The following is a 19,884-nucleotide window of genomic DNA, read 5'->3' as shown; positions in this document are numbered from 1 at the left end:
TCGCCGACGCCCCTCGATCGGTGACGAGACGGTGGTTCAGAGGCTTCTGAGACCGGCGAGGAGGTCGCGGAGCAGGTTCTCGCGGGGGATCGCGGACGGGGGTGCCGGGGGCCGTACGGCGATCAGGCCGCTCTCGCGCAGGTCGCCGAGGAGCACCCGGAGCACCCCGACGGCGAGGGCGGTCCGCGCGGCCAGTTCGACGACGGGGGTCGGCGCGCGGCAGGCGTCCAGGATCGCCAGATGCTCGGGCTGCAGCCCTTGACGGGGGTCGCCGACCGCCATCACGCCGTTCGCCAGGTCACCGCGTCCGGCCGGGGGCCGCGGCCCCCGGTGGGGGTCGACCGCCACCACCACGGACATGAGGTCGAAATGGGCTCCCGCGACCCTGGTCCGGCCGCGGGTCATCGTGTAGGGGCGGATGATCGGGCCGTGCTCCCGGTCGTCCGGGCGCTCCTGTGTCACGGTCCATCCTCCTGCCCGGACTTCCCGCCGTGCGGCCATCCGTCGGGGAGCGCTCCGGACACGCCGCTCGGGACGGCCCCCCCGTCGGCCTCCCGGGTTCCCGCGATGGAGTTCCCCTGGGAGGGGCGTTCCGCGGGTACGGTCTGGCGCACCCGTCTGGGCAGTTCGTCGCCCGGGGGTAACGGTAACCGTTCGACCTCGACCGAGTGGATGAACCGGGGATCGGCCGGCTCGACCACCAGCTCTCCGGGGAGCAGCACGATCGCCGTGGTGCCGCCGAAGGGGGAGGGCCGCAGGAAGACGCGGATGTCGTGCCGGACGGCGAGCTGCGCGACGACGAACAGGCCGAGCCGGTCGCTGTCCGCCAGGTCGAACTCGGGCGGGTCGGCCAGCAGCGCGTTGAGCCGGGCGGTCTCCTCGGGGGAGATGCCGAGCCCTCTGTCCTCGACCTCGATGGCGTAGCCTTTCGCGACCGTGTCGCCGTGGACGCGTACGGAGGTGTTCGGGGGAGAGAACATCGCGGCGTTCTCGACCAGTTCGGCGAGGAGGTGGATCACGTCGGTGGCGACCGCGCCGACCACGGACGGGCCGTGCGGGACGCCGATCGTCACGCGCGGGTAGTCCTCGACCTCCTCGACCGCGGCGCGGACCACGTCGTAGATCGTGACCGGGTCCCGCCATCCCCGTCCCGGGGCGGCACCGGACAGGATGAGCAGGCCCTCGGAGTGGCGGCGCATCCGGGTGGTGAGGTGGTCCAGGCGGAAAAGGCCTTCAAGGGCCGCCGGGTCGTCGGTCCGCCGCTGCATGCCCTCCAGCATGGTCAACTGCCGGTACAGCAGGGACTGGCTGCGCCTGGCGAGGTTCACGAAGACCTTGTTGACGCCCTCGCGCATCCGGGCCTGACCGACGGCGGCCTCGACCGCGGTCCGCTGTACGGAGGAGAACGCCCTGGCGACCTCGGCGACCTCGGCGGTGCCGTCCGTCTTGATCTCGGGAGTCTCCGAGGAGACCTCCTCGCCCCGCCGGAGCCGCTGGACCACGTCCGGCAGCCGCTTGCCCGCGAGGTCGAGTGCCGCCTGCTGGAGGCCGACGAGCTCACCGGCGAGCCTCCGGCCGAACCGTACCGAGACGAAGACGGACAGCCCGACCGCGACCAGGCCGAGCCCTGCGGCGAGGCCGATCCGGACCATGATGTCCCTGGCGAGGGGCGCCGTCCGCTCGCTGATGCGCGTGCCGACGTCCCCGGCGCGCCTGTCGAAGTCGTCGGAGAGCCGTCCGGCGATCCCGGCCCAGGCGGGTTCGGGCACGGCCGACGCGACGACGGCGTCCTCGATCCTCTCGAACGAGGAGTGGTCGGAGGAGTCGCGCAGCGGGGTGTAGAGCGACTGGAACTCCGGGTCGAGCTGGTCGAAGCCCATGGAGTAGAGGAGCCTGCGGCCGGTGACCAGCTGACCGAACCTCGCGCGTTCCCCGGGGCTCATGGCCCCTTCGACGGCGGCCCCCGATATCAGCGCGGCCTGCTGGCTGAGCATCTCCCGGCTCCGCCCGACCATGACGAGGGCCCGCGTCTGGTCGGTCAGTTCCATGTCAGCGGATATCCGGATCTTCTCGTAGGTGTCGAAGGCGGCCTCGATGATTCCGCTGTAGGCGTCGAGGACCCGCAACCGGGGCTCGGTGCGGGTGTCGACCCCTCTGCGGATCTCGGGGAGCCGGTTCAGCGCGGCCAGAAGCCGGCTCAGGCGGTCCCAGGTGGCGGGGGTGAGGTCGGGACGGACTTCGGCGGTGAGTCGTTCCAGCTCGGCTCGGGCGCCGTTCGTCCGCAGGCGCTGGGCGTCCAGTTGCGAGCGTGGGACGCCGACGTCTCCCAGGACGGAGAGCGAGAGCATCCGCTCGTGCTGGAGCGCGGTGGTCACCTTCCTGGTGGGTACGACCACGTGCTCGTAACCACTACGGATCTTGAGTAGCTCCTGCCCGTCCTGCACCGTGAGGTTGGCCACAAATACCCAAATCGCTACAAGCGATATAATAGGTACCAAGAGTAAAGTGAAAATCTTTACCCTGATTGAGTATTTTCGGCTGGCCATAATACCTCGCACACCTTGAGATGCGTGGTTAACAATGGCCAAACATAGCAATGTGGGTCACTTGGGACCAGGCGTGCACGCGAGTCACGTTGAGATGATTTATCACGTTACTTTGTCCCAGAACCACGAGCACCTCATGGGCGGTCCGGCATCACGAGTCCCTCATGAGTGCCTCCGAGATGATCGAACAGGAGGGGGTCGACGATGCGGAAGATCGCGGACCTGATCGAAACCGAGGCCGAGCGCGCCGACCTGGCGGCGCTGGCCCGTGGCGGCGAGCTGGCGAGGGCGGGAGCGGTGCAGCTGGTCAGGTTCGGACCGCCGCGGGTGACCGCCGAGGTGGACGACGGCGCCGCGTGCGTCGACTTCCGGCTCGTCGACGAGGCCCTCCGCTGGCACTGCAGCTGTCCCGAGGGCAGGCAGGGCGCCTTCTGCGCCCACTGCGTGGCGACGGCTCAGTCGGTCAGGATCAGGACGGACAAGAAGGACTCTCCCGTCGTGCCGTCGGCGACGGCCTCGGAGAGAACGGTGAGAATCGCGTCGTAGGCCGGGCGGTCCTCCGCCCGGAGCGTCGACGGCTCCGACCAGATCAGCGCGTGCTCGCCCGGCGGCAGCCACGACAGGTCGGTCAGCACGTCGTAGAGCGCGTCGAGGTTGTGCCCGAAGGTGCCCGGCAGGTCGAGGGCCTCGGCGATCGCGTCCATCGCCTCGGCCGAAGTGGTGATCTTCACGCCGTCCAGCGGGTGCGGCGTGGCGCCGCCGAGCATGGACCGGACCTCCGTGGCCGGCCCGTGGCGGAACGTCCCCCTGGACACCGTGGTCATCGTCGCCCCCGGCGGGTGGCGGGCACGCCCGTGCGGTCGCCCGTCTCGCGGGCGGCGCCTCTGGTCGTCATCGGCCCTGCCCCCTGAGCCGAGTGGTCGGCACTGTCTCTGGGAGATCTCACCCCGCCGAACTACCCGCGCGCGAACCCGCGAAAACAGGGTGACGGGCGTGTCTTCGCTGCTCACCGCCCGTCGGGCTCCTCACCCTCACCTCGTTGCGTTCCCGGGCCCCCGCCCAGGTCGAAATACCATTGTCTGGTTGTCAGACAATATGCCTACAATCACCCTATGAAAATCGCCGTGATCGGAGCCGCCGTACTCTGGGGGACGGCGGGAACCGCGGGCCTGCTCGTCGCCGGGGTCGATCCCGTTTCCCTCGCCGCCGCCCGCCTGGTGATCGGCGGCCTGGTCCTCGCGGCCGCCACCGCTCCCGCCGCGCGTCTCCTGCTCTCCCCCGGAGGCTTCTACGGGGGCTTCTCCGCAGGTCCCTCCGGGGGCTCCTCGGCGAGTCCCTCCGGAGGGCGGGGGGACGACGGAGGTCCGGGGCGCGGCCCCACGGCACGCCCCGGCGCGCTCGTGGCGGCGGCGGTGGCCGTGGCGGCGTACCAGCTGTGTTACTTCGCCGCGGTCAGCAGGACCGGGGTGGCCGTGGGCACCGTGGTCGCCATCGGCAGCGGTCCCGTCTTCACCGGGCTGCTGTCCTGGCTGTTCGGCCGGGTGCGGCCCGGCCGCCGCTGGGCGGGGGCGACCGCGGTGGCGATCGCCGGTTGCGCCGTGCTCACCGGCGGGGGAGGCGAGGTGCGGGCCGACGGCGTCCTGCTCGCGCTGCTCGGCGGCCTGCTGTACGCCTTCTACGCGGTCACCGCGGCGCGGGCGATCGGGGCGGGCGCGCCCTCGGACGCGGTGATGGGGCTGATGTTCGGCGGGGCCGCCGTCGTCATGGTGCCCGTCCTGCTGTGGAGGGGCACCGGCTGGCTCGCCGAGCCGCACGGCCTGCTCGCCGCCCTCTACCTGGGCTGCGCCACCACCGCGCTGGCCTATTTCCTGTACGGGAGGGGGCTGCGCACGACCCCGGTCGCGACCGCCGCCACTCTCGCCCTGGCGGAGCCGGCGGTGGCGGCCCTGCTCGGGGTCGTCGTGCTCGGTGAGCGGCTCACGCCCACCTCGGTCGCCGGGCTCGTCCTGGTCGGCGCCAGCCTGGCCGCGGTCTCCCTGCCGGAGCGCGTCCGCCCCGGAAGCCGGGGGAACGCTCCGGCGCAAGCCGGAAGCCGCCTGTGAGTGCGCTTACCGAAGCACGCTCACAGGTAACGGCAATAGGGTCGTCGGCGTGACTCTCCCGATCCATCCTGTCTCCGCCGTCGGCGCGCTCGCCGACGCTCTGCGCCGGCGGGTGCTGTCCGGCGAGATCGCCCCGGGTACCACGCTGCCGGAGCAGGAGCTCTCGGCCCTGTACGGGGTGGCCCGCCCGACCGTCCGCGAGGCACTCGCCGTGCTCGTGCACGAGGGGCTGCTCAGACGCGAACGGCACCGCAGTGCCCAGGTGGCCGAGGTGACCGTGGCGGACCTGGACGACCTGATGTTCGTCCGGCGCCCGCTGGAGGAGCTGACGGCCACCTCGCTGGCGGGGCGGCGGGTCGGGGAGGCCGACGCCGCGCTGGCGCGGATGGCCGCGCTGCCCGCCGACGCTCCCTGGTCGGAGATGGTGGCCGAGCACATGGCCCTGCACCAGGCGCTGGTCGTCGCGGTGGGCAGCCCTCGGCTGGAGCGGCTCTACGGCATGCTGGCCGCCGAGACCAGGCTCGGTCTGGTCAGGCTGCGCGTCGTCTACTCCGACCGGCACGTGCTGGTCGCCGAGCACCGGAATCTGCTCGACGCGATCGGCGGGGGGTCTCGGGAGGCCGCCAGGGAGGCGGTCGTGGCGCATCTCGACCACGGCTGGGGTGATCATTAGGGACCGACTTGCATGGCTCTATTGCACGCGGAGCCCTGAAGTCGTCACAATCGCGCCCATGCACGGCAACTCAGTGCCGGACTCCTACGTGTATGTCACCGAAGAAGGCGTGACCCGTCACTACGAGGACGGCAGCGTTGACGCCCTCGCGTGGGAGGACGTCGTCGAGGTGCGGATAGTGGGCGACACGGACCCGGACGGCTCAGAAGACTCGGACATCCTGTACATCCTTCTCGATCGACAAGGCCAGGGGTGTGTGGTGCCCCACTCGGCGACCGACGCGACCTTCCTCGCCCGTCTTCGATATCTCCCGGATTTCGACCTCGACCGGCTCGGCGCGGCGGTGGAGTCCGCGCCCGACGATTATGTCGTCGTATGGCGCAGTCCAGAACCACCTTCTGCTCTTCCGGATTTTGAATACGACTGATTCCCGCATTGCTGTCAAATGCGGCGGCCAAACTTACACGTTTGGATCGTTCCGTCAAGATGCCATCTCTGCCGCACTTCGTCCAATAGTGGACAGTGGCCGGTATTCCCCTAATCAATAGTGATCACTAGGATTTCCTAGGGTATCCACGCTCCTGATGCATTAGGGGATGCTGTCAGCCATTGAATGAGATGCGCGGCGCCTTATTTGGCTGCCTCGGGGCATCTCGGGTGGGATGGGGTGATATGAGAGTGGAAACTGAGGAGCTCGTCGTCGGGCTTCTCAAAGGTCCCGCACGCACCGCTCCGAGCATCTGGACGCGATCCTATGTCCGCATCCTCCTCGCCGGGGATATCGCGTGCTCTGTCATCGCCTGTGAGACCGTTCTGGGCGTTCGCCTGTGGTTCGGCGCCTTCATCCCGGTGGAGGAGGCCCTGCTCGGGCTGGGTCTCGCCCTGATCTGGCCGCTCGCCCTGGCGTCGGGAGGCGCCTATCGCCGGCGTACGCACGGTGAGGGTACGGACGAATTCCGAGCGGTTTTCAATGGTGCCGCCGGTCTGACGGCGGCGGTCGCGATCGGTGCGTATGTCACGCAAACTCCGATCGCCCGAAGTTTTGTCATGGCGATGTTCCCGCTCGCTTTCACTCTCACGCTTTTCTTTCGCTACCGGATGCGCAAGCGACTGCATCGCAGACGCTCGCGCGGCGACTACATGCGTCATGTGGTCGCCGTCGGCCATCGGGAGTCGGTGCTCGACCTGGTGATGCAGTTGCGCAGGCAGCCGCACCACGGCATGACCGTCGTCGCCGCGTGCCTGCCCGCGGGCCCCGACCTGGTGGAGATCGACGGGGTTCCGGTCCTCGGCAACTTCTCCGACGTGCCCACGGTGGTGGCCGAGGTCAACGCCGACGCCGTCGCGGTTTTGGCCTGTCCGGAATTGGACGGCGCCGCGCTGCGCAGGCTCGCCTGGGGGTTGGAGGACGCCCGCACCGACCTGTTCGTGGCCCCCGCGCTGATGGACGTGGCCGGCCCGCGCATCAGCATCAGCCCGGTCGCGGGCATGCCGCTGCTGCATGTCGAGCACCCCGACTTCCGCGGCGCCCGGCGGCTGGCGAAGAGCCTGTTCGACCGGGCGGGGGCGGGTCTCGCCCTCCTGGTGCTGGGGGTGCCCATGCTGGTGATCGCCGCGCTGATCCGCGCGACCAGCCCGGGGCCCGCCCTCTTCCGCCAGGTCAGGGTCGGTAAAGGGGGCACCGAGTTTCAGGTCGTGAAATTTCGCACGATGGTGGTCGACGCGGAGCAGCTCAAGATCGACCTGGAGCGCGAGAACGAGTTCGACGGCGTCCTGTTCAAGATTAGGAACGATCCAAGGATCACCCGCGTGGGTGCCTTCCTGCGCCGATACTCCCTCGACGAACTGCCCCAGCTGCTCAACGTGCTGCGCGGCGAGATGTCCCTCGTCGGCCCGCGCCCTCCGCTGCCCGACGAGGTCAGGCAGTACGGCGCCGACGTACGCCGCCGCCTCGTCGTGAGCCCGGGCATGACCGGCCTGTGGCAGGTCAGCGGGCGCTCCGACCTGACCTGGGAGGAGTCGGTCCGCCTGGACCTCCGCTACGTCGAGAACTGGTCGCTCTTCCTGGACCTGCAGATCCTCTGGAAGACCTGGGGCGCCGTGACCGGCGGAGAAGGGGCCTACTAGTGAAAGCACTCGTGCTCGCCGGAGGGTCGGGCACCCGGCTGCGGCCGATCACCCACACCTCCGCCAAGCAACTCGTCCCCGTCGCCAACAAGCCCGTGCTCTTCTACGGGCTGGAGGCGATCGCCGCCGCGGGCATCCGCGAGATCGGGATCGTCGTCGGCGACACGCACGCCGAGATCGAGGCGGCCGTCGGCGACGGCCGCGCGTTCGGCCTGGAGGTCACCTACGTCCGGCAGCGGGCGCCGCTGGGCCTGGCCCACGCGGTGCTCGTCGCCCGCGACTACCTCGGCGACGACGACTTCGTCATGTATCTCGGCGACAACTTCATCGTCGGCGGCATCAACGACGTCGTCGAGCGCTTCGCCCGTGAGCGGCCCGCGGCCCACATCATGCTCACCAAGGTCGGAGATCCCCGGCAGTTCGGGGTCGCCGAGCTCGACGCCGCCGGCCGGGTGATCGGCCTGGAGGAGAAGCCACCCGTACCCAAGAGCGACCTCGCACTGGTCGGCGTCTACCTGTTCACCGCCGCGATCCACGAGGCGGTGGCCGAGCTCAAGCCGTCGTGGCGGGGAGAGCTGGAGATCACCGACGCCCTGCACTGGCTGATCGCCGACGGGCGGCGGGTCGAGTCCTCCGTCATCTCCGGCTACTGGAAGGACACCGGGAACGTCACCGACATGCTGGAGGTGAACCGGCTGGTACTGGAGTCCCTGCGGCCACGCCTGGACGGCCTGGTCGACGAGGCGAGCCAGCTGATCGGCCGGGTGGTCGTCGAGGAGGGCGCCACGATCGAGCGGTCCCGCGTCGTCGGACCCGCGATCATCGGCCCGGGAGCCCGGATCCGCGACAGCTACATCGGCCCCTTCACCTCGATCGCGGCGGACTGCGCGATCAGCGCGAGCGAGATCGAGTACTCGATCGTCCTGCCCAGGTCCTCGATCGCCGGGGTCTCGCGCATCGAGGCGTCCCTCATCGGCCACGACGTCGAGGTCACCCCCGCCCCCACCACCCCCAGAGCCCACCGTCTCGTGCTGGGCGATCACAGCAAGGTCCAGATCAGTTCATGACAACAGCCGACAGCGGGACGACCTCCGCCTCGTCGAACACTGCGTCGAGCACCCCGTCGAAGGTCCTGGTCACCGGGGGAGCCGGATTCATCGGCTCCCACTTCGCCCGGCTGTTCGCCGCGAGCGGGGCCGCCGTGACGGTCCTCGACAAGCTCACCTACGCGGGAAACCGGGCCAACCTGGAGGGGACGCCCCACGACTTCGTGCACGGCGACGTCTGCGACACCGAACTCCTGGCGGGGCTCGTCCCCGGCCACGACCTCATCGTCAACTTCGCCGCCGAGTCCCACGTCGACCGGTCGATCGACGGCGCCGCCGACTTCGTGCGGACCAACGTCCTCGGTACGCAGGCGCTGATGCAGGCCTGCCTGGAGGCGGGCACCCCGAGGGTGGTGCAGGTCTCGACCGACGAGGTGTACGGGTCGATCGACGAGGGCTCCTGGGACGAGGGCGCGCGGCTCGGCCCGCGCTCGCCCTACTCCGCGGCGAAGGCGAGCGGAGACATGATCGCCCAGGCGTACGCGATCACCCACGGCCTGCCGGTCTCCATCACGCGCTGCGGCAACAACTACGGCCCCCGCCAGTATCCGGAGAAGCTGATCCCGCTCTTCGTCACCCGCCTGCTGCGGGGACGCAGGGTCCCGCTCTACGGCGACGGCGGCAACGTCCGCGACTGGGTCCACGTCGACGACCACTGCGCGGGCATCCGCGTCGTCGCCGAGCGCGGCGCACCCGGCGAGGTCTATCACATCGCCGGTACGGCGGAGCTGAGCAACATCGAGCTCGTCGCCCGGCTCCTTGAGGCCTGCGGCGCCGGATGGGACATGGTCGAGCGCGTCCCCGACCGCAAGGGGCACGACCGCCGCTACTCCCTGGACGACTCCAGGCTCCGCGCGCTCGGCTACCGGCCGTCCGTGCCGTTCGAGCGCGGCCTGGCGGAGACGGTCCGCTGGTACCGGGAGAACCCCGGCTGGTGGGAGGCCGCCGCGGAGGCGGCGGGCGCCGGCCCGGCATCGGGCGGCGCGGATGCGCCCGGTGCGGCGGGTCCGGGGGGCGCGGCCGGTTCGACGGCCCCGGTGGGGCCGATGGGTTCGGCCGGTCCGGCGGGGATGGCCGGTGCGGTGGGCGGACGGCGAGGAGGGACGGCCGGATGACCCGCTGGATGATCATCGGTGCCTCCGGCATGCTCGGGACCGAGCTGGAGGCCCGCCTGCGTGCCGAGGAACAACCCTTCCTCGCGTTCGGCAGGCACGAGCTGGACCTCTGTGACACGTCCGCCGTACGCCACCTGATCGCGGCCTGCAGGCCCGACGTCGTGGTCAACTGCGCCGCGTGGAACGCCGTCGACGAGGCGGAGACGCGGGAGGACGAGGCGCTCGCGGTCAACGGCACCGCGGTGCGCTCACTCGCCGAGGCGTGCGGGCGCGTCGGCGCGCGGATGATCCAGCCCTCCAGCGACTACGTCTTCGACGGCACCGCGCTGGACCCCTACCCCGAGGACGCGCGGCCCTGCCCGGTCAACGCGTACGGCAGGACCAAGCTCGCGGGCGAGCGCGCCGTGCTCGAGGTGCTGCCGCACGGCGGCTACGTGGTGCGCACGGCCTGGCTGTACGCCGCGACCGGCCACAACTTCGTCCGCACGATGATGCGCCTGGAGGGCGAGGGAATGGCCCCCGAGGTCGTCGGTGACCAGTTCGGCCAGCCCACCTGGGCCGGTGACCTCGCGGCGAGGATCGTCGACCTGGCGGTGGGCGACGCGCCGCCCGGCGTCTACCACGCCACCAACTCGGGCCACACGAGCTGGTACGACCTGGCCAGGGAGGTCTTCACGCTGCTCGGCGCCGATCCCGGCCGGGTGAAGGAGATCCCCTCCAAGGACCTCACGCGTCCCGCGCCCCGGCCCGCGTACAGCGTGCTGGGGCACGACGGCTGGCCCAGGGCGGGCCTGCCGCCGATGCGGCACTGGAAAGAGGCGCTGAGGGAGTCCCGTGTGCTCGCGGCGGGCTAGCGGGGGCGTCCGTGTCGAGGGCCGGGCACGGAAGGGGCCGGGCGGGACCCCGCCGGGCGGGACCTGGCCGGCAGGGACCCGGTCGGCCGGGACCCGGTCGTCGGGCGCGAGAAGAAGGACCCAGTCGGAGAACCGTCGGACCGCGTCACGCGGTAGGGGAGCGCATTCATGACAACCTGCAGGCTGTGCGGCTCGACGAGCCTGGCCAGCGTCGTCGACCTCGGGGCGACACCGCCCTGCGAGCGGTTCCTCACCGCGCCGCAGCTGGAGGAGCCCGAGGTCACCTACCCGCTGCACCTGCGGGTCTGCACCGCCTGCTGGCTGGCGCAGATCCCACCGATGATCACCCCGGAGGAGACCTTCACCGAGTACGCCTACTTCTCCTCGTACTCCACCTCGTGGGTGGAGCACGCGCGGGAGTTCGTGCGCGGGGCGGCCGAGCGGCTCGGGCTGGGGGCCGGGTCGTTCGTGGTCGAGGTGGCGAGCAACGACGGATACCTGCTGCGGCACGTCGTCGAGCGGGGCATCCGCTGCCTGGGCGTCGAACCGTCGGAGAACGTCGGCCAGGCCGCCAGGGACGCCGGGGTGCCGACCGTCACGGCGTTCCTCGGCCCGGAGACCGGCGCCTCGGTGCGCGCGGAGCACGGCCCCGCCGACCTGGTGGTCGCCAACAACGTCTACGCCCACATCCCGGACATCGTCGGCTTCACCCGGGGGTTGCGCGCCCTCGTGGCCGACGACGGCTGGGTCTCCATCGAGGTCCAGCACCTGCTCACCCTGATGGAGCGTAACCAGTACGACACGATCTACCACGAGCACTTCCAGTACTACACGGTCGCCTCCGCCCAACGTGCCCTCGCCGCCGGCGGGCTCGCTCTCGTGGACGTCGAGTCGCTGCCCACGCACGGGGGCTCGATCCGGCTGTGGGCGAGACCGGTGGAGGCCGTGGACGCGCAGCGGGAGCCGGGCGCCTGGACGGAGCCGGGCGTCCGGGGAGAGTCGGACGGCCGGGGAGGGCTGGGCGGACAAGCCGGGCCGGGCGGACAGGATGGGCGGGGCGGGCAGAACGGGTCGGGCGAGCGGAACGGGTCGCCGGACGGGCCGAGCGAGCGGGTGGCCGCGCTGCTCGCGGCGGAGAAGGCCGCCGGTCTGCACGAGCTGTCCGGGTACGCCGAGTTCGGCGAGCGGGTGGCGCGGGTGCGGCGGGACCTGCTGGGCTTCCTCCTCGACGCCGCCCGCGAGGGCAGGACCGTCGCGGGCTACGGAGCGCCGGGCAAGGGCAACACCCTGCTCAACCACTGCGGCATCCGGCCCGACCTGCTCCCCTTCACCGTCGACCGCAACCCGTACAAGCACGGCAGGTTCACCCCCGGCACGCGCGTACCGATCCTGCCGCCGGAGAGGCTCGCCGAGGAGCGGCCCGACTACGTGCTGGTCCTGCCGTGGAACCTCCGCGACGAGCTCGTCGACCAGCTGTCCTTCGTGCACGCCTGGGGAGGCCGGCTGGTCTTCCCCATCCCCAATCTGGAGATCGTCGAGGTGAACCCGTGAAGGTCGTCCTCTTCTGCGGCGGATACGGCACCAGGATGCGCACCGGCACCCCCGGTGACGTGCCCAAGCCCATGCAGCTCGTGGGGCCACGGCCGCTCATCTGGCATGTGATGCGCTACTACGCGCACTTCGGGCACACGGAGTTCATCCTCTGCCTGGGGTACGGCGCGCACCACATCAAGGACTTCTTCCTGAACTACCAGGAGACGACGTCCAACGACTTCGTCCTGCGCGCGGGCAGGGTCGAGCTGCTGTCCACCGACATCTCCGAGTGGTCGATCTCGTTCGTGCAGACCGGGATCGCCTCCCCGATCGGCGAGCGGCTGCGCCGGGTCCGCGACCACCTGGACGGCGAGGAGATGTTCCTCGCCAACTACGCCGACGTGCTCACCGACGCGCCGCTGCCGGAGATCGTCGACCGCTTCGCCCGGTCGGGCGCGGGCGCGTCGATGATGGTGGTGCCGCCCGCCGACACCTTCCACTGCATCGAGCTGGGAGAGCGCGGCACGGTCGGCGGGATCACGCCGGTGAGCGAGATGCCGCTCTGGGTGAACGGCGGATACTTCGTGCTCCGCCAGGAGATCTTCGACCACATCCCGGAGGGCGGCGACCTGGTCGCGGACGGCTGTGCGGAGCTGGCCAAGCGCGGCAGGCTGCTCGCCTACCCGCACCGCGGCTACTGGCGGCCCACGGACACGGTCAAGGAACGGGTGGCCCTCGACGAGGCGTACTCGCGCGGCGACCGCCCCTGGGCGCTGTGGGAGCGCGAGCCCGTACCCGGACCCGTGACGGCCTCGGAGCGCGATCCTGCACCCGCACCCGTGCCGGCCCCGGAGCGTGAGCCCGCGCCGGTGCTCGGGCAGGCACCGGAGTACGAGCCGGCGGCGGTGCTCGAAGGCGGGCCCGCGGCGGTGACGGTCACGTGATCCGGTTCAGAGCGACCAGGACGGGCCGGATCGCGCTGCTCGCCGCGCACTGCGACGACCTGGCGATCGGGGCGGGCGGCAGCCTGCTCACCCTCTGCTCCGCGCGCCCCGGCGTCCAGGTGGACGCCCTGGTGCTCTCCGGCGGCGGTACCGAGCGCGAGGACGAGGAACGCGCCGCGCTCGACGCGTTCTGCCCCGGCGCCGACCTGCGGCTCACCGTGCTCAAGCTGCCCGACGGGCGGCTGCCCGCGCGCTGGGAGGAGGCGAAGGAGGCGGTGGAGGAGCTGCGGGCGCGCACCGACCCCGACCTGCTGTTCGCGCCGAACCCCGCCGACGCCCACCAGGACCACCGGGGCCTGGCCAAGCTGGTGCCCACGGCCTTCCGCGACCACCAGGTGCTCGGCTACGAGATCGCCAAATGGGACGGGGACCTGGGGCGGCCCACGGCCTACCAGCCGCTCACCCCGGAGATCGCCGAGGCGAAGGTGGGCCTGCTCCACCGCCACTACCCCTCGCAGCGCCACCGTTCCTGGTTCGACCGCGAGGCGTTCCTGGGACTGGCCCGCATCCGCGGGATCGAGTGCCACGCCCGCTACGCCGAGGCGTTCCACGTCAACAAGCTGACCTTCGACCTGGCTGGAGGCTGAACCGGATGCGCGTGCTGCTGACCGGGCACCAGGGCTACCTGGGGAGTGTGATGGCCCCGGTGCTCGCCGCCGCGGGCCACGAGGTGACCGGGCTCGACTCCGGGCTCTTCGCCGGATGCCTGCTGGGTCCCGCGCCCGACGACCCGCCGGGACACGCGGTCGACCTGCGGGACGTCACCCCCGAGGCCCTGGCGGGGATCGACGCGGTGGTGCACCTCGCCGCGCTCTCCAACGACCCGCTGGGCGCGCTCGCGCCCGAACTGACCTACGACATCAACCACCGCGCGGCGGTGCGCCTGGCGAGGCTGGCCCGTGACGCGGGCGTGCGCAGGTTCCTGTACGCGTCCACCTGCTCGGTCTACGGAGCCTCCGGCTCGGACCTGGTCGACGAGGACGCGCCGCTGCGCCCGGTCACCCCGTACGCCGACTCCAAGGTCCGGGTGGAGAACGACCTGCTCAAGCTGGCCGACGACGACTTCAGCCCGGTGTTCCTGCGCAACGCCACCGCGTTCGGGTTCTCGCCCAGGCTGCGCGCGGACATCGTGCTGAACAACCTCGTCGGGCACGCGCTGCTGTCCGGTGAGGTCAGGGTGCTGTCCGACGGCACCCCGTGGCGCCCGCTGGTGCACGCCGCCGACATCGCGAACGCCTTCGCGATGGCGTTGGACGCGCCGCGCGACGCCGTTCACGCGAAGGCGTTCAACGTCGGCACCGAGGAGAACAACGTGACGGTGGCGGAGATCGCCGCCGAGGTCGCGGAGGCGGTGCCCGGCTCCGAGGTCGTGATCACCGGGGAGAACGGGGCCGACCCGCGCTCCTACCGGGTCGACTTCTCCCGCATCCGCGCCGCGCTCCCCGGCTACCGGGCGCTGTGGACGGTGAAGGCGGGCGCGGTCGAGCTGGTCGAGGCGTACGGGCGGTTCGGCCTGACCGACGACGCCTTCCGGCGCCGCTTCACCAGGCTGGCGTGGCTGTCGGCCCGCCGCGAGGCCGGAACCGTCGACGGCGCGCTGCGACCACGGCGGGGCGGTGAACGGTGACGGGCGAGGGCGGTGAACGAAGACCGGGAACGGAGCACGGCGGCGCGGCGCCGGGGGTGAGGGGCGACGGCGAGACGCCGGAGGAGGAGAACGGCGGCGAGTCGCCGGGCGTGATGAGCGGTGACGAGGTACCGAGCGCGATGCGCGGCGCCGAGGCGCCGAGCGTGACGAGCGACGAGGCGCGGGAGGAGGTGAACGGCGAGGCGCGGGAGATGCACGACCTCGTGGAGCGGCTCTACCCGCTCTGCAGGAGCATCACCGGCGACGGCGTGCGCCGCACCCTGGAGATCGTCGGGGAGTTCCTCCGCCTGCAGGTCCGCGAGGTGCCGACGGGCACCCAGGTCCTCGACTGGACGGTGCCCAGGGAGTGGAACATCCGCGACGCCTACGTCAAGGACGCCTCGGGGACCAGGGTCGTCGACTTCGCCGCCTCCAACCTGCACGTGGTCGGCTACAGCGTCCCCGTGGCGGCGACCATGACCCTGGACGAGCTCCGGCCCCACCTGCACACGCTCCCCGAGCAGCCCTCCCTGATCCCGTACCGCACGAGCTACTACGCGGAGACGTGGGGCTTCTGCCTCGCCCACGACACCCTGGAGAGCCTGGAGGACGGGCCGTACGAGGTCGTGATCGACTCCACGCTCGCCGACGGGCACCTCACCTACGCCGAGCACGTGGTGCCCGGCAGGGTCGCCGAGGAGGTGCTCGTCTCCTGTCACGTGTGCCACCCCTCGCTCGCCAACGACAACCTGGCGGGCATCGCGGTGGCGGTGAGGCTCGCGCGGCGGCTCGCCGGAGCCGACCCGTGGTACACCTACCGCTTCCTGTTCGCGCCGGGCACCATCGGCGCGATCAGCTGGCTGGCGCGCAACAGGGAGCGCGCGAGCCGGATCAGGCACGGCCTGGTGCTGGCCTGCGCGGGGGACCGCGGACCGCTGACGTACAAGCGCAGCAGACGCGGCGACGCCGAGATCGACAGGGCCGTCCGGCACGTGTTGCGAAGCTCGGGGCGCGCCCATACGGTCGTCGACTTCTCCCCGTACGGCTACGACGAACGGCAGTTCTGCTCGCCCGGCTTCGACCTGCCCGTCGGCTCGCTCACCAGGACCCCGTACGCGGGCTACCCGGAGTATCACACCTCCGCCGACAACCCGGACTTCGTCTCTCCCGAGGCGATGGCCGACACCCTGGAGACCTGCTGGGAGGTCACCCGGGTGCTTGAGGACAACCGCGCCTATCTCAACCTCAGCCCGTACGGGGAACCGCAGCTGGGCAGGCGGGGCCTGTACGGGTCGCTGGGCGGGCGCAGCGACACCAAGGAGACCCAGATGGCGATGTTGTGGGTGCTGAACCTCTCCGACGGGAGGCACAGCCTCCTGGACATCGCGGAACGTTCGGATCTTCCCTTCCGTGCCGTGGCGGAGGCGGCAGGGGCCCTTCGTGGTTCGGGACTTCTCAAGGAGTGTTCGCTGTGACGCGGTTCCAGGTCGTGACGGGCTCCCGGGCGGGCGAGGCGCTCAACCTCCGGGTCGGCGAGACGGTGGAGGTGCTCGGCGAGGCCGAGATCATGGCCACGCTGGACGAGAAGGGAGAGCTGGACCGGCTGCCCTTCATGCCGGAGATGCTCGCCTTCTGCGGGCGGCGGCTCACCGTGCACAAGGTGGCGCACAAGCTCTGCGACACGATCGGCGGCAGCGGCATGCGGCGGATGGAGCGCGCCGTCCACCTGAGTGGCGCCCGCTGCGACGGGCAGGCGCACGGCGGCTGCCAGACGGCCTGCCAGTTCTACTGGAAGGAGGCCTGGCTCAAGCGGGTGGACCCGACCTCCCCCGCCTCGGACTCTCCGGTTCCGGACTCCCTGACCCCGACCTCCCCGATCCCGGACTCCTCCTCTGCCGCCTTCGTCGGTGGGAACGGTCTCGCCGCCGGCAGGCCCCTGCTGCCGATCCTGCAGGCCGCCACCAGGAAGGAGCCGGGCCCCGACGGGGAGGAGCGCTTCTCCTGCCAGGCGACCGAGCTGCTGCGCGCCGCGCCCACCTGCCTGCCCTTCAAGGACGTCAGGCAGTACGTCACCGACGTGCGCAGCGGGAACGTGGGCGTGCCCTGGATGCTGCGCTCGTTCCTCGTGGGGCTGTTCAACCGCTTCCAGCAGGCGGCGAAGCGCGTCCTGCCCAGGTGGATGTGGATCAAGGGCGGGATGCGCTGGGGTTTCGTCAGGGGCGAGGCGGGACGCACCACGCCGACGCTGAGCCTGGACCTGCGACCGGGAGAGCTCGTCCGGGTGAAGTCCAAGGAGGAGATCCTCAAGACGCTCAACGACGACCTGCTCAACCGCGGCATGGGGTTCGAGGAGGAGATGTCGCGCTACTGCGGCCACGTCGCACGGGTGAGCGCCCGCGTCGAGAAGTGTCTGGACGAGAAGACCGGCCGCATGCTCCGGATGAAGAACCCCTGCATCATCCTCGACGGCGTCATCTGCGCGGGCGCGTACAACGTCAGCTGCCCGCGCGAGTTCGTCCCCTTCTGGCGGGAGATCTGGCTCGAACGCGTCGAGGAGCCCGGCTGAGCGGGCCGTTCCGTGAAACAGGCGGCGAACCAGACGAACCAGACGGAGAGACGGGCGGAAGACACGGATGGAGCAGCGGACCGAGCCGAACCGTGAACAGGACGGGGACGCCGGTGAGCAGGTCGGGACGATCGGCAGGAAGGCCGGTCGCGGGCTGCGCTGGAGTCTCCTGGGCAACCTGGGCACGAAGGCGACCACCTTCGTCATGGGACTGGTGCTCGCCCGGCTCCTCGTGCCCGAGGACTTCGGCCTCTACGCCATAGCGCTCGCCGCGACCACCTTCGTCATGCACGTCAACGACGTCGGCATCATCGCCGCCACCGTGCAGTGGCGGGGCAGGGTCGAGGAGATGGCGCCGACGGCGACGGTGATGGCCGTGGTGTTCAGCGCGGGGATGTACGGGATCTTCTGGGTGGTGGCCCCGTACTTCGCGGAGCTGGCGGGCAGCGCGGAGGCCACTCCGGTGGTCCGGCTGCTCACCGTGATCATCCTCATCGACGGCGTCACCGCCGTGCGGGCGGGCTCGCTGATGCGCGGGTTCGGGCACGACAGGCTGACCAAGGCCAACATCGCGGGCTCGCTGGTCAACGCCGGGGTGGCCATCGCGCTCGCCGCGAACGGTGCCGGCGCCTACAGCTTCGCCTGCGGGCAGGTGGCGGCCAACACGGTCACCGGCGCGCTGGTGCTCGCCTGGGCCGGGCTGCCGTTCCGCGTCGGCTTCGACCGGGAGGTGGCGGTCAGGCTCCTGCGGTTCGGGGCGCCGCTGGCCCTGGGGCTCGGTATCGAGGCGGTGCTGATGAACGCCGACTACGTCATCGTCGGCGCCGTGCTCGGCCCCGTCGCCCTCGGCTTCTACCTGCTCGCGTTCAACGTCTCCAGCTGGGTGCCCAGCGTGATAGGGACCGCCCTACGCTACGTCACCGTGCCCAGCTTCTCGCGGCTGGCCGAGCAGCGCTCTGAGTCGTTGTCGCTGGGGGTGCAGCGGTCGGTGCCGTTGCTGGTCGCGTTCGTGCTGCCGGTCGCCGTGGTGACGGCCACGCTGGCCCCGGCGATCGTGGCGTTCCTCTACGGCGAGAAGTGGGCACCGGCCGCCGGCGTCCTGGCGCTGCTGGCGGTCCTGATGGTCGTACGGATGCTCACCTCCCTCGCCTTCGACATCCTCACCTCTGCGGGCGCCACCAAGGCGACCGTGTGGATGAACCTCGCCTGGGCCGTGGCGCTGGTGCCCGCGCTGTGGGCGGGCACGCACTGGTACGGCATCCGCGGCGCGGCGGTCGGGCACGCGCTCGCCGGCGTCCTGGTCGCCCTGCCGGTGTCGGCCCTGCTGCTGAGCCGCGCGGGGGTGCGTCTCGCCCCCATCCTGCCCGCTCTCGTACGCCCGCTGCTGGGCGCCGTGGTCGCGGCGGCCGTCACGACGACGCTCGTCGGCCTGACGAGCGGGCTGACGGGCGGCGGGATGACCGCGGTCTCCGCGTTCGTCCAGCTCTGCGTGGCCGGCGGCGGGGGACTGCTCGCGTACGTCCTGATCGCCGTACCCATGACACGGCTCAAACAGCTGGGCGCACGGGTGGTCCCCGTCCGCGCCCGCTGACGGAACACCCGAACCCACGAGACCGACGAGACCGACGAGATCTGCGAGAGGAGAGGTCGGATGGAGAACTCCGACACGCTGGTGTCCATCGTGCTTCCCGTCCGCAACGGGGCCGGACGGATCGAGGGCGCGATCCGTTCGGTGCTCGGCCAGGACCACGAGCGCCTCCAGCTGGTGATCTCCGACAACGCGTCCACGGACGGCACCGAGGAGATCTGCCGTGACCTGGCCGCGACCGACGACCGGATCGTCTACCGCAGGCACCCGGAGAACGTGGGCCTGTTCGACAACTTCGTCCGTACGACCGATCTGGTCGCGGGCACGTTCTTCCGCTGGGTGGGCGACGACGACCGGTTGGAGCCCACCTGCGTGTCCCGGTCCCTCCAGGCGTTCGCGGAGGACGACCGGCTCGTCCTGGTCACCACGCAGGTCGCCTACACCGGCCCCGACGGGACCGTGACCACCGCTCCCCTCGACCGCTCAGGACTCACCTCGGACGACCCGGTCGAGCGGTTCGCCGAGATGCTGGGGCTGCTCAACGAGAGTCACCTGCTCGTCGACCCGCTGTACGGCACGCTGCGGCGCGATCCCCTCGCGGGGATCCCCCGGCGGAACATGCTGCGCGAGGACGAGGTGTTCGCGGCGAAGCTCGCGCTCGCCGGACCGTGGGGGCACGTCCCCGAGGTCCTCGCCCACCGCAACTGGAAGCACGACAGCCTCTCCGCGATCGCCCGGCGCCTCGACGTGCCGCCCTGGCGGGCCCGCTGCTCCACCCTCCTGCAGTGCGCGGAACTGTTCCGCTGGCTGCGGCAGGCCGATCTCACCGCCGACCAGCGCCGCCGTGCCCGCGCCGCCGTACTCGGCATGTACGCGCGGCGCCAGCGGCTCACCGCGGCCCGCCGGGGGCGCAGGCTCGCGCTGATCGCCTCGGGGTTCGTCCCCGGTGGGCGGTGAGCGATGTCCCCTCGTGAGGCCGCCGCCGAGCCGCGGAACCCGAGCCTCGTACCCGAGCCGCGGAGCCCGAGCCCCGAAGCCGGGGA

At 71.2% G+C, this 19,884-nt stretch carries 19 protein-coding genes; 16 read left to right on the top strand and 3 right to left on the bottom strand.

Annotated elements, in window-relative coordinates; genetic code table 11:
- Window positions 1-36 precede the first annotated feature (36 nt).
- Together ACFY3V_RS06510 and ACFY3V_RS06505 are read right to left on the bottom strand one after the other, a co-directional pair.
- Window positions 37-462 carry a DUF742 domain-containing protein gene (locus ACFY3V_RS06510; protein ID WP_362896786.1) on the bottom strand — a complete coding sequence of 142 codons (426 nt, stop codon included), beginning with the start codon at window positions 460-462 and terminating at the stop codon, window positions 37-39.
- Window positions 459-2,459, bottom strand: coding sequence for a nitrate- and nitrite sensing domain-containing protein (locus tag ACFY3V_RS06505; RefSeq protein WP_389770679.1), 2,001 nt, complete (start codon window positions 2,457-2,459; stop codon window positions 459-461). Before ACFY3V_RS06505 ends, ACFY3V_RS06510 begins: the two co-directional genes overlap by 4 nt.
- Window positions 2,460-2,750: 291 nt before the next feature.
- Here ACFY3V_RS06505 and ACFY3V_RS06500 point away from each other — a divergent pair, with 291 nt between their 5' ends.
- Entirely contained in the window at window positions 2,751-3,092 is a 342-nt protein-coding gene (locus tag ACFY3V_RS06500; protein WP_350942706.1) for a hypothetical protein, read from the top strand.
- On the opposite strand, the gene ACFY3V_RS06495 is transcribed toward ACFY3V_RS06500, so the two are convergent.
- Window positions 3,002-3,361, bottom strand: coding sequence for a barstar family protein (locus ACFY3V_RS06495; RefSeq protein WP_389770675.1), 360 nt, complete (start codon window positions 3,359-3,361; stop codon window positions 3,002-3,004). The genes ACFY3V_RS06500 and ACFY3V_RS06495 overlap by 91 nt on opposite strands.
- 297 nt (window positions 3,362-3,658) lie before the next feature.
- Between ACFY3V_RS06495 and ACFY3V_RS06490 the strand changes: the two genes are divergently transcribed.
- The 15 genes from ACFY3V_RS06490 (at window position 3,659) to ACFY3V_RS06420 (ending at window position 19,798) form a co-directional block, all read left to right on the top strand.
- Window positions 3,659-4,648: a DMT family transporter gene (locus ACFY3V_RS06490; protein ID WP_389770671.1), complete on the top strand. Its 990-nt coding sequence runs from the start codon at window positions 3,659-3,661 to the stop codon at window positions 4,646-4,648.
- A gap of 49 nt (window positions 4,649-4,697) precedes the next feature.
- Window positions 4,698-5,321, top strand: a complete 624-nt coding sequence (locus tag ACFY3V_RS06485; RefSeq protein WP_389770668.1) for a GntR family transcriptional regulator — start codon at window positions 4,698-4,700, stop codon at window positions 5,319-5,321.
- 58 nt (window positions 5,322-5,379) lie between these two features.
- Window positions 5,380-5,748: a hypothetical protein gene (locus tag ACFY3V_RS06480; RefSeq protein WP_350942713.1), complete on the top strand. Its 369-nt coding sequence runs from the start codon at window positions 5,380-5,382 to the stop codon at window positions 5,746-5,748.
- Between the two features lie 245 nt (window positions 5,749-5,993).
- Entirely contained in the window at window positions 5,994-7,448 is a 1,455-nt protein-coding gene (locus tag ACFY3V_RS06475; protein WP_362896781.1) for a sugar transferase, read from the top strand.
- Entirely contained in the window at window positions 7,448-8,515 is a 1,068-nt protein-coding gene (locus tag ACFY3V_RS06470) for a glucose-1-phosphate thymidylyltransferase (protein WP_362896780.1), read from the top strand. Before ACFY3V_RS06475 ends, ACFY3V_RS06470 begins: the two co-directional genes overlap by 1 nt.
- Window positions 8,512-9,669 (top strand): dTDP-glucose 4,6-dehydratase, encoded by a 1,158-nt coding sequence (gene rfbB, locus ACFY3V_RS06465; protein WP_389770661.1) that lies wholly within the window; start codon window positions 8,512-8,514, stop codon window positions 9,667-9,669. Before ACFY3V_RS06470 ends, rfbB begins: the two co-directional genes overlap by 4 nt.
- Window positions 9,666-10,523 carry a dTDP-4-dehydrorhamnose reductase gene (gene rfbD, locus ACFY3V_RS06460; protein WP_389770658.1) on the top strand — a complete coding sequence of 286 codons (858 nt, stop codon included), beginning with the start codon at window positions 9,666-9,668 and terminating at the stop codon, window positions 10,521-10,523. The genes rfbB and rfbD overlap by 4 nt, the downstream gene beginning before the upstream one ends.
- Before the next feature lie 168 nt (window positions 10,524-10,691).
- Entirely contained in the window at window positions 10,692-12,074 is a 1,383-nt protein-coding gene (locus tag ACFY3V_RS06455) for a class I SAM-dependent methyltransferase (RefSeq protein ID WP_362896777.1), read from the top strand.
- On the top strand, window positions 12,071-13,000 hold the full coding sequence (locus tag ACFY3V_RS06450) for a sugar phosphate nucleotidyltransferase (RefSeq protein WP_389770655.1): 930 nt from the start codon (window positions 12,071-12,073) through the stop codon (window positions 12,998-13,000). Before ACFY3V_RS06455 ends, ACFY3V_RS06450 begins: the two co-directional genes overlap by 4 nt.
- Complete coding sequence (locus tag ACFY3V_RS06445; RefSeq protein WP_389770652.1) at window positions 12,997-13,647, top strand: PIG-L deacetylase family protein; 651 nt, start codon at window positions 12,997-12,999, stop codon at window positions 13,645-13,647. The genes ACFY3V_RS06450 and ACFY3V_RS06445 overlap by 4 nt, the downstream gene beginning before the upstream one ends.
- Window positions 13,648-13,652: 5 nt before the next feature.
- Entirely contained in the window at window positions 13,653-14,687 is a 1,035-nt protein-coding gene (locus tag ACFY3V_RS06440; RefSeq protein WP_362896774.1) for an SDR family oxidoreductase, read from the top strand.
- Window positions 14,684-16,162, top strand: coding sequence for a DUF4910 domain-containing protein (locus ACFY3V_RS06435; protein WP_389770649.1), 1,479 nt, complete (start codon window positions 14,684-14,686; stop codon window positions 16,160-16,162). The genes ACFY3V_RS06440 and ACFY3V_RS06435 overlap by 4 nt, the downstream gene beginning before the upstream one ends.
- Window positions 16,159-17,253 (top strand): hypothetical protein, encoded by a 1,095-nt coding sequence (locus ACFY3V_RS06430; RefSeq protein WP_362896772.1) that lies wholly within the window; start codon window positions 16,159-16,161, stop codon window positions 17,251-17,253. Before ACFY3V_RS06435 ends, ACFY3V_RS06430 begins: the two co-directional genes overlap by 4 nt.
- A gap of 67 nt (window positions 17,254-17,320) precedes the next feature.
- Window positions 17,321-18,844 carry a lipopolysaccharide biosynthesis protein gene (locus tag ACFY3V_RS06425; RefSeq protein WP_389770645.1) on the top strand — a complete coding sequence of 508 codons (1,524 nt, stop codon included), beginning with the start codon at window positions 17,321-17,323 and terminating at the stop codon, window positions 18,842-18,844.
- 60 nt (window positions 18,845-18,904) lie between these two features.
- The gene (locus ACFY3V_RS06420; protein WP_350942733.1) at window positions 18,905-19,798 is read left to right on the top strand and encodes a glycosyltransferase family 2 protein; all 894 of its coding nucleotides are present in this window, start codon (window positions 18,905-18,907) and stop codon (window positions 19,796-19,798) included.
- Window positions 19,799-19,884 lie beyond the last annotated feature (86 nt).

The sequence above is a fragment of the Streptosporangium sp. NPDC000095 genome, assembly GCF_042899335.1.
GTDB lineage: Bacteria > Actinomycetota > Actinomycetes > Streptosporangiales > Streptosporangiaceae > Streptosporangium.
Note: the sequence above shows the minus strand (reverse complement) of the source record. Positions and strands in the feature narration are given on the sequence as shown.

Bases quoted from the DNA above. Each gene is read 5' to 3' on its own strand.
- ACFY3V_RS06500 (WP_350942706.1), top strand. From the start codon at position 2,751: ATGCGGAAGATCGCGGACCTGATCGAAACCGAGGCCGAGCGCGCCGAC.
- ACFY3V_RS06490 (WP_389770671.1), top strand. From the start codon at position 3,659: ATGAAAATCGCCGTGATCGGAGCCGCCGTACTCTGGGGGACGGCGGGA.
- ACFY3V_RS06480 (WP_350942713.1), top strand. From the start codon at position 5,380: ATGCACGGCAACTCAGTGCCGGACTCCTACGTGTATGTCACCGAAGAA.
- ACFY3V_RS06475 (WP_362896781.1), top strand. From the start codon at position 5,994: ATGAGAGTGGAAACTGAGGAGCTCGTCGTCGGGCTTCTCAAAGGTCCC.
- rfbB (WP_389770661.1), top strand. From the start codon at position 8,512: ATGACAACAGCCGACAGCGGGACGACCTCCGCCTCGTCGAACACTGCG.
- rfbD (WP_389770658.1), top strand. From the start codon at position 9,666: ATGACCCGCTGGATGATCATCGGTGCCTCCGGCATGCTCGGGACCGAG.
- ACFY3V_RS06455 (WP_362896777.1), top strand. From the start codon at position 10,692: ATGACAACCTGCAGGCTGTGCGGCTCGACGAGCCTGGCCAGCGTCGTC.
- ACFY3V_RS06440 (WP_362896774.1), top strand. From the start codon at position 13,653: ATGCGCGTGCTGCTGACCGGGCACCAGGGCTACCTGGGGAGTGTGATG.
- ACFY3V_RS06425 (WP_389770645.1), top strand. From the start codon at position 17,321: ATGGAGCAGCGGACCGAGCCGAACCGTGAACAGGACGGGGACGCCGGT.
- ACFY3V_RS06420 (WP_350942733.1), top strand. From the start codon at position 18,905: ATGGAGAACTCCGACACGCTGGTGTCCATCGTGCTTCCCGTCCGCAAC.